10 protein-coding genes are annotated in these 15,947 nt (G+C 58.3%); 4 read left to right on the top strand and 6 right to left on the bottom strand.

Going from position 1 to position 15,947, the window contains the following annotated elements; genetic code table 11:
• Positions 1-52 precede the first annotated feature (52 nt).
• Positions 53-2,758 (top strand): hypothetical protein, encoded by a 2,706-nt coding sequence (locus JNK74_21925; protein MBL7648845.1) that lies wholly within the window; start codon positions 53-55, stop codon positions 2,756-2,758.
• A gap of 220 nt (positions 2,759-2,978) precedes the next feature.
• Here the strand turns inward: JNK74_21925 and JNK74_21920 are convergent, their stop codons facing one another.
• Positions 2,979-3,659: a transposase gene (locus tag JNK74_21920; GenBank protein ID MBL7648844.1), complete on the bottom strand. Its 681-nt coding sequence runs from the start codon at positions 3,657-3,659 to the stop codon at positions 2,979-2,981.
• A 306-nt stretch (positions 3,660-3,965) separates the two neighbouring features.
• Between JNK74_21920 and JNK74_21915 the strand changes: the two genes are divergently transcribed.
• Positions 3,966-4,448, top strand: coding sequence for a tryptophan-rich sensory protein (locus JNK74_21915; protein ID MBL7648843.1), 483 nt, complete (start codon positions 3,966-3,968; stop codon positions 4,446-4,448).
• Between the two features lie 107 nt (positions 4,449-4,555).
• Here the strand turns inward: JNK74_21915 and JNK74_21910 are convergent, their stop codons facing one another.
• Complete coding sequence (locus JNK74_21910; GenBank protein MBL7648842.1) at positions 4,556-5,407, bottom strand: hypothetical protein; 852 nt, start codon at positions 5,405-5,407, stop codon at positions 4,556-4,558.
• 565 nt (positions 5,408-5,972) lie between these two features.
• Between JNK74_21910 and JNK74_21905 the strand changes: the two genes are divergently transcribed.
• Positions 5,973-6,575, top strand: a complete 603-nt coding sequence (locus JNK74_21905; GenBank protein ID MBL7648841.1) for a hypothetical protein — start codon at positions 5,973-5,975, stop codon at positions 6,573-6,575.
• The gene (locus tag JNK74_21900) at positions 6,572-7,996 is read left to right on the top strand and encodes a hypothetical protein (protein ID MBL7648840.1); all 1,425 of its coding nucleotides are present in this window, start codon (positions 6,572-6,574) and stop codon (positions 7,994-7,996) included. The genes JNK74_21905 and JNK74_21900 overlap by 4 nt, the downstream gene beginning before the upstream one ends.
• 56 nt (positions 7,997-8,052) lie before the next feature.
• Here JNK74_21900 and JNK74_21895 read toward each other — a convergent pair whose 3' ends face one another.
• The 4 genes from JNK74_21895 to JNK74_21880 form a co-directional block, all read right to left on the bottom strand.
• Positions 8,053-10,536 (bottom strand): carboxypeptidase regulatory-like domain-containing protein, encoded by a 2,484-nt coding sequence (locus JNK74_21895; GenBank protein MBL7648839.1) that lies wholly within the window; start codon positions 10,534-10,536, stop codon positions 8,053-8,055.
• 227 nt (positions 10,537-10,763) lie between these two features.
• Positions 10,764-11,759, bottom strand: a complete 996-nt coding sequence (locus JNK74_21890) for a DUF1573 domain-containing protein (protein MBL7648838.1) — start codon at positions 11,757-11,759, stop codon at positions 10,764-10,766.
• Positions 11,760-12,411: 652 nt separating this feature from the next.
• The gene (locus tag JNK74_21885; GenBank protein ID MBL7648837.1) at positions 12,412-13,518 is read right to left on the bottom strand and encodes a hypothetical protein; all 1,107 of its coding nucleotides are present in this window, start codon (positions 13,516-13,518) and stop codon (positions 12,412-12,414) included.
• Positions 13,519-14,458: 940 nt separating this feature from the next.
• Complete coding sequence (locus tag JNK74_21880) at positions 14,459-15,556, bottom strand: hypothetical protein (GenBank protein MBL7648836.1); 1,098 nt, start codon at positions 15,554-15,556, stop codon at positions 14,459-14,461.
• Positions 15,557-15,947: the final 391 nt, after the last annotated feature.

Raw genomic sequence — 15,947 nt, 5'->3', positions numbered from 1 at the left:
GGCGATCATTACGCTGTATAAACCGTCCATTTACCGAAGGGCTATGACACCCATGCGCCTGCTGCTTGCCACTGTGTTGCTTGTCGGGGCCTGCCTCCCCGCACCCGCTGAGTCGGATCCTTTTACCTTTCCCAAGCAGGGCACGATGGCGAAGCCGTGGACCCGGGCCTGGTGGCTCGGGAGCGCCGTGGACAAGGCGAACCTCACGACGTGGCTGGAGTCCCTCTCCGCCGCCGGGCTGGGTGGCGTGGAAATCGTGCCCATTTATGGCGTGAAAGGGAATGAAAATAACAATCTCCAACACCTCTCGCCGGAATGGCTCGCGATGATGGCCCACACGACGAACGAGGCCGCGCGGCTCGGCATGGGGGTGGACATGCCCACGGGCACGGGCTGGCCCTTCGGCGGGCCCACGGTGACGCTGGAGGATGCCGACGCGAAGCTCACGGTGGCGAAAGTGGAACTCACAAAAACCGGCGACGCCGTGGGACTGCCCGAAGGCGGCACGCTCCACGCCTTCATGGCCTATGGCGCGGATGGGGCCGTTCTTGACCTGACGGATCAGGTGGAGGATGGGAAATTCATCGGAACGCTGCCGGAAGGCGCGCCTGCGTTTTACGCGGCCTACTATCGATTCTCCGGAAGCCTGGTGGAGCGGGCGGGTCCGGGGGGCGCGGGGCGGGTGTTGAATTCTTATTCCGGCGAGGCGCTCCAGCGCTACCTGGCCCATTTCAGCGCGGGCTGGGATCATTTCGAGGGTGCGCCTCTCCGGGCCTTTTCCCACGACTCGTTTGAATATGGCGGCGACTGGACCCCGGGCTTCTGGTCTGCTTTCGAAAAGCAGCACGGCTATGATCTGCGGCGCCATCTGCCCGAACTCGCGGGGGAAGGAGATGAGGACCGCGTGGCGCGGATCAAGGCGGACTACCGCACGACGCTGGGCGATCTGTTGCTGAAGGATTATATTGCCCAATGGACCGAGTGGACCCACGCGCAGGGCTCTCGCTCACGAAATCAGGCCCACGGCTCGCCGGGCAACCTGCTCGATCTTTATGCGGCGTCGGACATTCCAGAGACGGAGATTTTCGGCCCCTCCGGCTTTCCCATTCCGGGGCTGCGCAAGGATCCGAACTTCGACAACGAACCACCCGACCTGTTGATGCTGAAGTTCTCGTCTTCCGCCGCGCACACGACGGGCAAGCCGCTGATTTCGGCGGAGACCTGCACCTGGCTTGGCGAGCACTTCCAGGTGGCGCTGTCCCAGTGCAAGCCGGAGATTGACCAGCTTCTGGCGGCGGGTATCAATAACATCGCCTACCACGGCACGCCTTACTCTCCGGCGGATGCGCCCTGGCCCGGCTGGCTCTTTTATGCGTCGGTCCACTTTGCGCCGTCGAATCCCTGGTGGGATGATTTTAAATTCTTGAATGCTTATGTCGCCCGGTGTCAGGCGCTGCTGCAGGAATGCACGCCGGCCAACGATGTACTGCTTTATTTTCCGATTAACGATGTGTGGCACGACCCGAAGGGATTGCGGAAGCAGCTCACGGTGCACAACATCGATCAATGGCTCATCGGCACGCCTTTTTATGATACCGCGAAGGCCCTCGCGGCGATGGGCCACTCTTTCGACTATGTTTCCGACACGATCCTGCAGGGCGCGACGGTGGAGCGGGGCCGGGTGCTGCTCGGCGGCAACCCCTACGCGGTGCTGGTCATTCCCGAGACGCCGCGCATGGCGCCCGAGACCCTGGGGCAATTATTCAAACTGGCGGAGGCCGGCGCGACGGTGGCCTTCCTCGGCAAGGTGCCCGAGGACGTGCCCGGCTTCGGCAATCTGGAGGCGCGCCGCGCCGCGCTGAAGGCGGTGCGGGATAGCCGACCGGGCGCGGGCCAGATCTTTGAAGCGCAGGCGCTGGAGACAGTTTTGTCGGGCGCGGGCGTTGCGCCGGAAGCATTGGCTACCTCGGGCCTGTCCATGATCCGCCTGAAGCATGCGGAAGGCTGGCTCTACTTTGTCGCCAACCTGACCGCGCAGCCGGTGGATGATTTCTGGACCCTCGCAACACCCGCGAGGAGCGTCGTGTTGCTCGATGCCTTGAATGAACGCCGGGGACTTGCGCAGACGGAGACCCGCGACCGCGCCACGGCGGTGCGCATTGCGCTGGAGCCAGGGGAATCATGCTTCCTGCGGACCTACGCCGAACGCGAGATCGCCGGTGCGGCCTGGCCCTATTGGCAGCCCGCGGGCGAGGCGGTTGCGGTCGAAGGCGAGTGGGATGTGACCTTCTTCAAGGGCGGGCCGGAACTTCCCGAGACCTACCGCACGGTCACGCTGGAATCGTGGACCAACGCACCCGACGAGGAGGCAAAGCGATTCGGCGGCGCCGCGCGCTACACCATCAATTTCGACGCTCCCGGCGCGAAGCCGGAGGCCTGGCGCCTGGAGCTGGGGAAAGTTTGTGAAAGTGCCCGCGTCACGCTGAACGGGGAGTTTCTCGGCTGCGCCTGGAGCCTGCCCGCCACGCTCACCTTCACACAGCCCCTGAGACTGAAGGCGAACTGCCTGGAAATCGACGTGAGCAATCTCGCCGCCAACCGCATCGCCGATATGGACCGCAGGAAGGTGAACTGGAAGATCTTCGAGGAGATCAACTTCGTGAACATCCAGTACAAGACTTTCGACGCCGGCGGCTGGCCCCTGATGGACTCGGGGCTGCTGGGCCCCGTGCGCCTCGTGCCGCTGCGGAAGGGGTAGGGACGGGGACCGGGGTCGGTGTGGGAAATTTCGTGTCGCCTATCGGGAACTCATATATCACAGCGAACGCTGGTTCCGCGGTGCCCTGATATTTCTCGGCATGCAGAAACTCGAACAAAGGAGCAACGAGCCTTGGGCGATTGAAGCGATTCTTGCCTCAACCTGAAAGGTTAAGCCACTTTCGGTGCACATTGAGTGTGCAAAAAGGCTCACTCGATGGTCAAAGCCACTTTTCAAAATCCTTGAAGCCGGGAGATTCGTAGTGGATAAACTCTCCGGCTTTGAGCCCGGCATCCTCCGGATTTCTACGAATGTAAGTAAGGCAACCTTCAAGCTGCTGTACGCCACGCAGGAGATGATCAAATCCTTCGTGTTGCCACAGGGTGCCGCTACGCCCAAGCACCTTATTGATTTCCCTGGCGGTGAATCCCTTGATGGACCCTGTCACCCTTTCCAGTTCCATTCCGTCGCGAAGCAGGAATAGCGCATGCACGTGGTTCGGCATGACCACGTAAGATGCCAGGTCGTAGCGAACGCCATCGAAGAAGTGAAAAGCGTTCGAGACGATTTGAGCGCACTCCGCTCTGCGCAAATAGCATCCACCGTAGCCCGCATCCAGCCAGCCATCCAGTCGCTTTGGAAACAGATCGCGGTATTGGCTGGAAGTGGAGGCATTCCAGGGTTTCGGGTGCTGCATAAGCCACGCATGCTTTTCAGTGCGCCATGCGTTGAGCTTTTCCTGTGGCAACGAATCAAAAAGGCGCCAGGTGACGTAGTTGAATACTCCAGAGAGGCGCCAGTGGGGAAGATTTCGCCGATCAATCTGAACCGGCGAATCGCGCTGAAGGAAGTGCGAATGCGGAACCTCGTTGAGCTCCTCGTTTTCAGAAGAACTTTCCATCGGTCTAGGTCTCCTTGCGTGGTGAGTATAGCAAGGCGCTCGCCGATTATCACTGCGCGATTACCATCATCAACGTGCACCGAAAGTGGCTTAACCTTTCAGGTTGAGGCAGGGCATGACCAAGTGCAATGCAGGCACTCCAGATTCGTGTGGTGAATGCGCTCCGGGTGATTCTACAAACTTATTGCAGTGCTGGAGCCGCAATAACTTCTTGCCTCAACGAAAATGGTCAATCCACCGCGGCGGATTTCGGTTCATATTGCGTATTGCACAACTTGCGCGGCGTTGATCTATACTCTTCACACTATGATCAAGACCGCACTGAAAAATACGTTCTCATTTATCCTCGCGCAGGTGCTTTGTTTCTCGGCTGCGGGGATTGGCGGAGCCTTTACGGCGACCTCTGTTCGCACGTGGTATCCGGAGATTGCGAAACCCACATGGACGCCACCGCCCTGGGTGTTTGGGCCGGTGTGGACGACGCTGTATGCGATGATGGGCCTGGCGCTTTGGCTGGTGTGGCGGTCGGGCAAGTGGACGGAGACGCGGGGCGCGGTGACGCTGTTTCTGGCACAGTTGGCGCTGAACGCGGTCTGGTCGATCATCTTCTTCGGGGCGCGGAATCCAGGCCTCGCTTTTGGCGAGATCCTGCTGCTGTGGTGCGCGCTGGTGGCCACCATGGTGGCGTTCTGGCGGCACTCGAAGGTGGCGACCGCGCTGCTGGCGCCTTACCTGGCGTGGAGCTCTTTTGCGGCCTGCCTGAACTTCACCATCTGGCGGATGAACTGAGCGCTGGTGAATGCATCAGTCTGCGGGAGCACGGACTTTCCAGTCCTTGTTTCTCGTGCGGCTTCGTCGCACGATACGCGGGTAAGAAAACCCGCGCTCCCGCATTTTCAGAATTCCGGCTCGGCGGGGAAGTACGCGTCTCGATTGGCCATGAGCTCTTCGCAGGTGTCGATATCATCCGGAATGGGGACGAGAATAAGGGGGCTCAATCCAAGATCTTCCGACTGATCGGGGTTGTTGGGGACGTTGAGAATGCGGCGTGATGCGCCGACGACGAGCTGCTCCGAATCATCCGTCACGGTGCCCTGGAGGGTGCCGTCGGAATAGAGCGTGAGATCGTTCTGAAAGATTTCGCGGCGGGCGATGTAGAGTTCGCCGTCGATAAGACCGAAGAGCTTGATGAAAACCGTGACGCCGGGCTTCCCGTCGTTGTCGGCGTCATTGATCAGCGGATCGGCGGGGTCCATGGACAGGGGCAGGTCGGGGTCGCCGTCTATGCCGATGAGGGTGGGCGTGGCGGGCCGGTGAAGCTTCCAGGCGCCATTTTCCTGATAGACCTCGACGACGGCCCGGCGGGGCACGATGGCCTGGGTGGCCGCATCGGGGAATTCGGTGGTGAAATTCTGATTGGCCTTGTGCTCGGCGTGGCAGAAGGAATCGTATTCGACGAGCTCCCCGTCTTCAATGACGAGGTCGGTGAATCCGTAGGAGATGATGAAGGTGGACAGGGGGCCGTTGGGCGTGTCGCCCTCGTAGGCCACCACGTCGTAGTGGGCATAGTGCCCGACCATCGCCTCCATGGCCTCCTGCTCGGTGGCGGGCGCCACCCAGGCGGGATCGTTTTCCGGGGCGTCGTAGAGGGGACTCTCCGGCCAGGGCTTCGGGCTGGAGCAGCCAGTGAGTCCAAGGGCGCCGGTGAGGATGAGGGCAAGGAGCACGGGGGTCATTGGGAACTTCATAGTGGCGGCATCCGATGGGGTCGGGTACGGGTTCAAAGGTTCTGATTCATTATATTGCATTCACGGGACGGGGAGATTGGGACCACGGAAGGGGGGCAACCTTGGGACACAACCAAAAGCGTTGAACCGCAAATTTTCGCAAATTTCATTCAGACTGTAAAAGGTCGATTTTTGTTTGCAGGGTTCGGGGCGTTGGTAATGTTGAACTCGAATAAGCTCCTTCCGTGAAGTTCCGTGCCCTTCCGTGGTCGATACCCCTTTAATTACCGCTCCCCCATACCGATCATTTCACATTCTTTTGCGTGCGCATGGGTTTCCGCTCCCACGTCGGTTTTCATTTGCGCAAATCTGCGTAAATTTGCGGTTCCAACTCCCCCCTCCTCTGCTCACCGAGCAGAATACGCCCATCGCCACCATTTGACTACTATCTGTATACAATAAAATATTTTTTTGATTCTTATCGTCAACCTATTGTGTTTTTTGAACAAATAATGTATGCTTTAAATCACTCTCTTGTGGAGCTACAGAAACATTTGATGGCTTAGTTGACTTGATTGCGCTATTAATGACTACAATCTATAGTCATCCGGATACAAATAAGGTCCTGGCGACGCTCTTTGCGTCGTCGGCCCGGGTGTCGATCTTGCGCGTGTTCATGCTGGACCCCTACCGCTCATATTATCAGCGGCAACTGGAACAGGCCACCGGCCTGGCGATTCGCGCTGTCCAGCGGGAGTTGGACCGGCTGGTGAGCATCGGGCTGTTGTTTCGCCATGCGGAGGGGAACCGCACCTACCACCAGGTGGACACGGACTTCCCTTTTTTTTCGGATTTGCGCAATATTATCCTCAAGGCGAGCAGCGCCTACGACGTACTGCGGAGTCGCCTGGCGATGGAGCCGGGCGTGCGGCTGGCTTTTTTGAATGAGGCGGAGTCGCGGGTGATGGTGGTGGCGAAGTCGGGACAGCAACCTTCGGTGGAGGCGGCGCCCTATGCGGTGGAGGCGGTGGACAGCGAGACGTTTCTGCGCTGGTTGGGTGAAAAAAAAGAAACCCTTCGACCGTTTCTGGTGGAAGGGGTGGATCTTCTGGGCCGCCGTGACGATGTCATCTGGCGGCGAATCGAAGCGAACGGTTACAGCGTTTTGAAGGGAGATGGCATACCATGAGGGACACCGGTCTTGAATTGAAAGCCGTGTGCGAAGCGTGGCAGGCGACGGGCCTGGATCTGCAAGCCTGTGCGCGGCGATTTCTGGCGATTCTGGGGTGGGAGTTTCCCCTGCCTTTTTCGCCGGGGGACGGCGTGGCTTCGACGGGCGCGGTGCCTTTTCTGCTGCGCGCTCAGTCGGGCGATACGCTGGCGACGCTGTTCCTGCGCCCCGGCAAGCTGGAGCCGCCTTCGGGCCTGACCGATCGGGGCCTGGACTTCTGCAAGATGACGCGGCTGCTGGTGAACAGCGTCCGCACGCTGAATATCCGCTATCTGCTCATCAGCGATATGAACAGCGCCTACCTCTATGACCTGACGGAAGACACCCTCCTCCTCTTCGCCGATACGCCCCAGGAATTTCGCGAGGAGTTGGCGGTGGCGCTGCGCAAGGAGTCGATGGACCGGGGTTCGCTGACGGAGTTGCGCCGTCCGCCGCGAAGCGTCATGTCGCGCCAGTTGCGGGAGTGGCGCCTGTTCTGGGTAAAGCAATTCGTGACGCGGACGCAGTGCACGCCCGCGAGCGCGCATCTGGTGATCGACCGGATTTTTGTGGTGCGCTATATTCTGGCGCATAAGGTATTTCGCAGGACGCGGGGGCACTTTCAGAAGCGCTTTTCCGATCTGACGCGGGCCTGCTGGGGCGGCCAGGCGGATCGGGCGGGCGATCAGCTTTCGACGCTGTTTCACGACATGTGGTTTGACTGGCGCATCGACCTCTTCGAACCGGACACGGATCTGGAGCGGGCGCTTAGCCAGCATGAGCTGGTGTCGCGGATGCTGGTGGACGCCAGCCTCCTCTCCCAGGGCAAGCTGGACACGGCGACGATCCTGGAGAGCTTCAACTATGGCGATCCGCAGGAGAAGCTGCGCGTGCGGATGGTGCCGGATGCGAACGAGGACCGGGAGCATTACCTGGCCACGCAGTCGCTCAGCTCGGTGGACGATGCGCGCGTGGTGGTGGATTTGCAGGAGGAGGGTTACCGGGCGCTGTTCTTCTGGTTTGACCGGGTGGTTTCGGTCTATGAGCGGCTCACCTCGGTGTTTGAATCCCAGCAACAGGACACGCCGGCGGAGGCGGATGGCCTGGACCTCTTCGCGTGGTCCGTGGTGGATTCCGCCCGGCCCGATGCCTGCGCGGACGTGCTGGCCCATGCCTGCACCCACGGCTTCGGCATTCTCTGCGGCGACATGACCCAGTACCAGATCGCGCGCCTGCTCTTCACCATGCACCTGATCAAATGCTATGCGGAGCGGAACCAGGCCGTCGAGCGCTTCCCCAGCTTCGAGGCGATCTTCGAAGAGCGCCCGGAAGTGATGCGGGCGGATCAGGTGCTGAGCAAGCGCGGCGGCAGCCGGATGCAGGTGCCGCGGGTGGAGTAAGTTTCAATTACTGGCGTGGTGTTTTCTGCGCGTGGCGATTCACACGCGGCTGCCACTCAGTTGGGCTCCCTTTCGGCGGCCTCCGTCTCGGTTTCGGACGCGACAGGCTGTAGCTGGATCTCTATCGGCTCCGACGTGTTGCTGTCTCCGACAACTTCCCCCGCGCCAGCGTCGCGGTGGAACGCACTGAGGTGCAGCCCCCGGTCGGCCTCGGGCGCACCGATCTCAAATTGGCCCTCCGGGCCGGATCGGGCGGCCGCGAAATCCGTGAGGTTTGCCGCGCCATTCGGAAGCGTGCCCAGGAAAATCGCGGCGCCGACGACGGGTTGTCCCGCCTGGTCGACTATACGCCCCTGAACCGAGGCTTGCGCCCACAGCACGATGTCCACACCCCCGACGCCTTCGGAGGTGACGGGGCCTGCGTTGGCCCGGCCCATGGCAAAGCCGGGCGCCCGCGCGACCACGTCGTAACGCCCTTCATCCACAGAGAGGCTGTAGGCCCCTTCGGGGTCCGAAACACGCTTAAACGGTACGAGGAAGAAGTACGACGATTCGACGGGTGCGCCCGCGGGGATAGCTGCCACTTCAAAATCGGTGATCGGAACATTTTCGCCGGAAACCACGATTCCGCTAATGCTCAAGCGACTGGAGAGCACGATGGAAACATCCTTGCTCCCCGAGGCGATATCGTCGACCGTGGCATTGGAATAGTCCGGTGCGGACGCGGTGATACTGAACATCCCCTCGGACAGCCCTTGAAATTTGAACGTGCCATCGACCACGGCAGTTCCCATGGACTGGGCGATGTGACTTCTCTCCTCCAGCCGTTCCAGGCGCAGGTTGGCCGCGACGGGCGCGCCCGATTCGTCGGATACCTTGCCCGAGATTTCCAGGGAGGCCTCTTCATCGAAGACCAACCGTAGATCGCGCACCTGCTGTCCGGGTTTCATCGTAAGACGAAGCAGTTCCCGCCCGACACCGTCCGCCGGACTCGCACCGATTTTGTAGCTGCCCGCAGCCACGTTGGCAAAGAGAAAGCGCCCTTCGGCATCGGTGTTCGTGCGATTCGTGGTGCGATGGGCCGCTTCATCCGCCAGGGCGAGGGAAACACGACCGTGAAAGGGCTGGCTCCGCCGGTCCACCACCACGCCCGCGATCAGTCCGTCAGTGGCAAGCTCCAGGACCAGGTCTACATCCTTCAGGCCCGCAGGGGGAATGTCGAGTACGTATTCGGGCGAGATTGCGCTCGAGGTGCGGGCCAACACGCGGATAAGTTCTCCCCCTTTCAGACGGCTCAGGGTAAAAGCCCCGTCCTGCCCGGTGGTCTGCTGATCCTGCCAACCCTGTACCCGCCCATTTACGAACGCACCCCCAACCGGTTTGCCTTCGGTGTCAACGACGTGTCCCGTCACCACGATGCCCCGCGACAACACGATGGCTATGTCCTCCAAGGTTTCGCCCGAGGTAACGGTCGCCTTAACGGTGCTCTGGCCCCGACCGAATCGGGAGTAGCCGGGGGCCTCAGAGGCGAAGAACTCGTGGGCACCGGTATTGAGTCCGGTAACTTCAAAGCGGCCTTCCAAATCCGATGGTTGAGAAACCTGACTGAGCCGATTGTTCCCTTCGAATGAGGCCTTCACCGTGACGCCTGATATTCCGATGCCGGTGTCCCCGTCGGTCACGCGACCGCGCGCCACGCCGCCTGGAACCAATTCGAGCACGAGGCCCTCCTGGGGCAAATTCGCCACGGCAAGCTGGATCGGGGCGTTCTTGACGATCTGGCCCACCTTTGCCCCACGGAGTTCATAATTGCCCGGCCCTACGGCGTCAAAGATGAAGGAACCCTGCACATCCGATGTCACCGTCAAATCAGGCGCGTCGATACCCACGGTAGCAAGGGTCACCTTCACCTCCGCCGCAGGCGCCCCCCCCTCCACCGTGCGGCCTGACACGGGCACGCCGGGCTCCAGTTGTATTACCGCATCCAGCGTACCCGTAGCAATTGGAATAGACATGGTCGGCGCGAATCCTGGTGCGCGCGCCTGCAGGGTCCAGACTCCCGCCTCGAGCCAGGGCAGGGCGAAGTTTCCCTCGCCATCCGCGAGGGTTACGTCCGCCAGCAGTGCTGACGATTGTCGCTCCTTGCCATCCAGGAGCAAGGGGTAGATCGTCGCGCCGGGCACACCCGCACCCGCAGGGTCCACGACGCGCCCCGCGATCCCGGCGGATTCCTGAAGGACCAGCAAGACATCCGCCACCGGTGTTTCGCGATTGAGTCGGCAGGAGGCTCGGGCGATTCGCCCTTCCGCCTGGGCCTGCACGGCATAGTTGCCGAAAGGTAGATTGTTGATGTGGAAGACTCCGCGCTCATCCGGCTGGGCGACCACGGGCGGGGAGAGGGCTTCGTTTCCGAAGTCGGACGTATTCATGGGAAGGGGCTGTGCCGAGATCTCAATGCCGGTGCCCGGAGAACCGTCCTCGTTGAACAGGCGACCGCCAATGGCACCTGGGTGAATTACGTCGGACTGGGACGCGCTCACTGGTTTACTTCGAACCGGTTCAGTGACTGCGGGGGATAGCCCCACCGGCGGCGGCGCGGAGGAAAGCGCACTTTCGTTGGATGAGATTTGAATACTATCCCGATCCAGCCGCGTAAAGACATACACAGCGAAGACTAGTGCGACAACGGTTATACTCAGCGCCAGTCTAACTAGCCATCGATTCATGACGCCCTCCTTGTCTGTTCGGTATAGCAAAAAAAGCGGCCCTACGGAGTCTTCTCTGCCACAGGCGTCGTTCGGGTTACGATACCCATCCCCTCGATTTCAAAAGTACGCGTGTACTCCCCCACGGACGCTTCAACCTGCAATGTCGCTATTGCGACCTTCTCCTCAGGACTTTCCGGAGGAATCAGCTCGAACTCCAGCAAGTAAATGTCATCCCTCTCTCCCAGAAACCTCCACGCGCCCGATATACCCGTCACGTACTTGGCATTTTTCACCGTAAGAACGCCTCCGTACGGTGCTTTGAATTCCGCAGTAAGCACTGTCGTCCTTCCCGGATCAAGCATACCCGCCGCCAATCGGTCGCTGATGATCTCGATGGGATGCTCGACATAACCCATCACCGAAAGCGTGTAGCTTGGCTGCTCCGGGCTGTTCGTCCGAATCTCCACGACCGAATTGAAAACGCCGTACGGGACTCCCGGAACGAGAGATACGCTGATGGTGCTCGTCTTCTCTCTGGAATGATCTTCCGTACGGACATCAAACAACTCCCTGTCGTATATAATTTCCGCAATAGCGAATTCAGACTTAACTGGCCAATTTAAATCAAAAGACCGGACAACGGACTCCGAATTGGTCACGGATTTGAAGTCCAGCGGAGGGAGCACCTTGTTGTACACGTATCCAGAAAGATTGAATTCCCGTGTGGAATTATCCGATAGGGCAACTAGAACCTTTGCGGAGGTCCTTCCCGATTTGCCCCGCGTATCCAACTCCACCGCGAATTCAATTGTTGAGTGAGGCGCAAGCGTGCGACTTGATGGTTTTACGGCGGTGCATCCGCACGATGCTGCCATTTCGTTAATGGCCAGTTCCACGTCCGTATTATTTTTCAGCTCAAAGATATGTCTAATTCGCTCCCCTTCCACTACATTGCCGAACTCGAATAAACTCTTTTGTGCTCGGTCATTCGATCCGCCTGAGCAAGCCGCAACAAAGAAGAATCCAGGTAGCACCGCCGCAAGCCACGTCCACATATGTCTACGCAACCCTTCCAACTGCCCACCCTCCTCGCTTGTTCGCACTTACTTTAGTCAGCTTCAAAAGATCGAGTTTCCTGCCTCTGAACGACTCGGACTCGCAGAAGCTATCTCCACCGGCCACGCCCCAAACTCCTTAGCAAACGAATTGTGTTTTGCGGGGAGGTTGACAGCCCCCCCCGCAAAAGAATTCCGTTCAACGGTAAGAGTTGGATTCGACCATATCACGAACACTCTTCAAGATAATCCATAAACGTAACCGTTTGATGATTTCCTATCACATCTCCTGTCTCACAAAAAAACTCTTCAGCCGGATCGCCCGTAGGCCAAGTGCAAGGCTCTTCCGATAGGTTGCATCCAATTTGGTAATAGCAGACGCCCATATACGGCGGCTCATCGGATGGTACGGGTTCTTCGTAGCCCTCGGCAACGGGGTGCACAACAGGTTGTTGCGATACGCCTTCCGTTTTCCAAGTGCATAGAAGAGGAGCAGATGCACATCTCTCTTCGCAAGTCCCGGTAGTGGTAAATATCGAACAACTCCACTCGTCATAACAAGACGCCCTCACTTCGATCGTGATCAAAATTAGCCCGCTCAAAACCGCAACTCCACCCAGCACTATAGCAACGCATCTCCGAATATTGGCTTTCATCGTTCATTCTCCTTGTTTGGTAGACCTTGCAAATGTTGCGACGCAACATTTGCCTTACGCTGTGCTTCACCGATCGCCTTCCTGACCTCAGGCGGCAACAGATCTAATAGAACCCACTTATCGCCCCAGTAACCTTTCAGTGTCCGCTGCGTGCCCCTGTTTGAGTATTCGTACATGATCGTGGATTCTCGGTCGATATCCAATGCCTCGAGTGTGATCATTTTTCCGATCTCGGGATCCCCCAACGTCACTTTCTCGACTTCAATATTCATTATCTCATTGTCCTGAGTAAGTTTCCGGGAGGCCGATTTTGGAAAACACATTCCGTCTGCGAGTTGCTGGAAGCGCGCCTGGACAATGTAAAAGGGATCGCCAGTCTTGTTGTATGTGCTGGATTCGGCAATAAGGAATCCGCTACGGGGATCGAGCAATATTTCCTTTTGATGTAGCATCTTAGCCCCTTCAATCCGTTCAACAACTATTTTGTAGTAAGGCTTGCCGTCTAGGTCAATCTCGGAGGGCGTCCAGCGGTAATCCGCCTGCCCGCCGCCCAGTTCCCCCTCGTAGGCTTCCTTGAGCGTTCGACGCGTACTGTAGCGGGTGCCAAATCGAAGTATGTCTGGGTATGGGTTGATCTCTACCTTGGACTTGACCGCCTGGTACAGATTGTTCCTGTCATCCAATTGGTAGAGATGAAGTTCATGGAATTCCTTGTAATAGTTGACAGCGTAGCGATCATTGATCATGAAGATATTGCTGACATCCCGAACTTCGCCACTGGCCGTCCAGGTATTCCTTACATCTTTATCCTCACAAAACGAAGCACCATCGCGCCAGTAGCGGGCGCGCCCTTCAATGACCATCGGGCCGCTCAGATCGGCCCCATCCGGCGAGGGTATGGGGCTCATAGTCTTCGTGGTCCGCCAGGTGTACTCCGCGTAGAGCGGGCTTGACTCGAGTTTTCGAACCGTTGCCTCATTTTGAGCGACGAGACTCTCTAGGAGCGCGCTATCGGCTTGAATCGCCGAGTCGGGATCAGCATGGACCGGAGCAACAAGGAGAAACCCGGCACTGAAACTGAGGGTGCATACTTTCCACAACATCCCACTACTCCTATTGTAGTCATACCGCCAGGGATTGAATTTCCCACACATTAACTTTACAACCCGGTTTTGACGCCTGGCGCGGCGCTCTTGACCTTCGCCTTCGGTGAGTTCGATATCGAGGTTCGCATTTACGTCCCCCCCCGGCCCGGGCGTGCTTATATTACCAGGCGGTCGGGTGTGACCAGAATGTGGGCTTGAAGAACTGTCATCCCCGCGAAGGCGGGGATCCAGCGCGATAGCGGAGTTCGCTGTGTCAGGTCCCTGGATTCCCACTTTCGCGGGAATGACAGAATCCTCCACAGGCAACGACTGCGCGTCGGGGCGGAGGGGAACGGGCGGAGTCGAAGAAAGGGGGTTGGCCAGCCCCAGCGAGCCTTCGGCCAGGCGGAGCGGGGAGACCGGGCTATCGGGGACGCGGGGGGAAGGGGCCATTCGCAGAGAAGACTCCATACCCTGCGGGGCCTGCAATTCAACTGAGCCCGCACTGCCCCCACCCCCGCAAACACCGCAGAAATAATTGTTACGCTATAGGGGGAGTGGAAGAGGGTGGGCAGAAGGGAGGATCCACAGAGAAACGAAACTCGGTGAGAAAACAGGCACATTCCAGAAGCCCTCTTCCTTAGTGTAATGCACTCATATTTTACTGCTACTACTGCCGCGACACGGTGCCGCTAAATTCACCTTACACAAAACGAGTACACCTGTCAAGATAAATTTCTGGGCGGCGCGCTTCACGGACTCAAGGCCGGGATGAATGTTGAAAAAGCTCGAATTCCTGCGGAAAGCGTATCGCGGATTCTCAATTCGGGACACCCACTGAATAGTTCGCGGCGCGGGGTTATTTAACTGATGTCATTGAATCCGCGCTTGAAATGCGTTCGATCATTCTTCGCACTCGGTTATGCGCGCCATTGGCGGCGACCCGACTTTTTGATACTCATGGTTCGCTCGCCTTGCCTGTCACAGGTTGCACATGTCCCCTTTGAGCATTCGCCTTGCGGCGTGCGTCGCCGATGGCGTCTTTCCGTTCCTGCGGTAGCGAATCGTAGGGAACCCACTTGCCGTCCAGGTAGCCTTTCCTGTTCATTGCTCCCCCTTTGGCGTGTTCGATCATGAGTATCGACGCACGGTCGATTTCCAGGGCCTCAAGCGTGAGGCTTTTCCCAATCTCGGGATCGCCGAGGGAAATTTTCTCTATTTGATAGTCGGATACATGCTGGCCCTCTGAGATGTTTCTGGTAACTGTTTTGGGAAACCACAGCCCATCTCCGGCCGCTTCGAAGGTGGCCTGGACGACATAAAACGGGACACCAGCCTTGTTGTAGGTGCGGGATTCTTTGATCAGGTATCCACATTGCGGATCGAACAGAAGCTCTCTCTGCACCGACTTTTTATCCGCGCCAGGTTTTTCGACCGTTATTTTATAGTAGCGCTTACCATCCACATCGACCTCGGACGGCGTCCAGGAATACTTGCCCCTTTCTTTTTCGCAGGCTTCCCGGAGTGTCTCGCGGCCGCTGTATCGAATGGCCTCGCGAAGGATGTCTGGATTCGGGTGGAGTTCACTCTGGTCTTTGACGGTCTGGGGCGGATTACCTTGCACATCGAAGGGAAAGAAGTTCAGCACAGGATTGATCTTGCGGTATTCTATCGCGTAGCTTTCATTGCGCAAGAATATATTGCCGCCATCAGTGACTTTGCCTGTCTCGGTCCATGTATTTTTCAGGTCGCGATCCTCACAGTATGAGGACCCATCCTTCCAGTATCGGGCGTGCCCCTCGGTGACCATAGGACCGCTCAGATCCTCCCCGTTTGGCCCCGGACCAGGGCCCACGGTCCTGGTGGTACGCCACGAGTACTCCACAAAAAGCGGACTCGATTCGATCTTCTGAATCGTGGCTTCGTGTTGCGCGATGATGGATTCGAGCAGCGTGGCCTCTTCGGCGGATGGCTGCTCAGCCCTTGCGGGTGAATTGATGTGAAACAAGAAGGCTTGCGTTAACACCACGCTTGCCACGAAAAGCCGCCGATCCATGCTGCCACTCCCTTATTGCGGTACCCCGCCGCGTTACTGCCTCATTTCGCTACCCTAGCATGAATTCATTTTTCCCGCAATACTGAAAAAACAATCATATTCTATCCAACTTCCTTTGGCGGGCCGTCGCCTCGCACCACCATGGCAAAAACAGGAATTCTAGACCGAAAATCTACGCAAATTGGCGCAAATGACGATGGCTCTAAGATTGCCTTTGATAAGCAATTACCGACCCACGGGGTGTGGAACAAGTTCGTTTCCGTGAAATTCCGTGCCTTTCCGTGGTCCATAGAAGTGAGTTGACCGGGAAAAGATAGGGTGCAGTTTTAATACTACCGCTCAAGCGGCGTGCTGTAGGGCCAAGTATTCTTTCCAAAAGAGGTCCCATCGA

The organism is Candidatus Hydrogenedentota bacterium (assembly GCA_016791475.1).
GTDB lineage: Bacteria > Hydrogenedentota > Hydrogenedentia > Hydrogenedentales > JAEUWI01 > JAEUWI01.
This window is presented reverse-complemented; position numbering and strand designations above follow the sequence as displayed.

Bases quoted from the DNA above. Each gene is read 5' to 3' on its own strand.
- JNK74_21925 (MBL7648845.1), top strand. From the start codon at position 53: ATGCGCCTGCTGCTTGCCACTGTGTTGCTTGTCGGGGCCTGCCTCCCC.
- JNK74_21920 (MBL7648844.1), bottom strand. From the start codon at position 3,659: ATGGAAAGTTCTTCTGAAAACGAGGAGCTCAACGAGGTTCCGCATTCG.
- JNK74_21915 (MBL7648843.1), top strand. From the start codon at position 3,966: ATGATCAAGACCGCACTGAAAAATACGTTCTCATTTATCCTCGCGCAG.
- JNK74_21910 (MBL7648842.1), bottom strand. From the start codon at position 5,407: ATGAAGTTCCCAATGACCCCCGTGCTCCTTGCCCTCATCCTCACCGGC.
- JNK74_21905 (MBL7648841.1), top strand. From the start codon at position 5,973: ATGACTACAATCTATAGTCATCCGGATACAAATAAGGTCCTGGCGACG.
- JNK74_21900 (MBL7648840.1), top strand. From the start codon at position 6,572: ATGAGGGACACCGGTCTTGAATTGAAAGCCGTGTGCGAAGCGTGGCAG.
- JNK74_21890 (MBL7648838.1), bottom strand. From the start codon at position 11,759: ATGTGGACGTGGCTTGCGGCGGTGCTACCTGGATTCTTCTTTGTTGCG.
- JNK74_21885 (MBL7648837.1), bottom strand. From the start codon at position 13,518: ATGTTGTGGAAAGTATGCACCCTCAGTTTCAGTGCCGGGTTTCTCCTT.
- JNK74_21880 (MBL7648836.1), bottom strand. From the start codon at position 15,556: ATGGATCGGCGGCTTTTCGTGGCAAGCGTGGTGTTAACGCAAGCCTTC.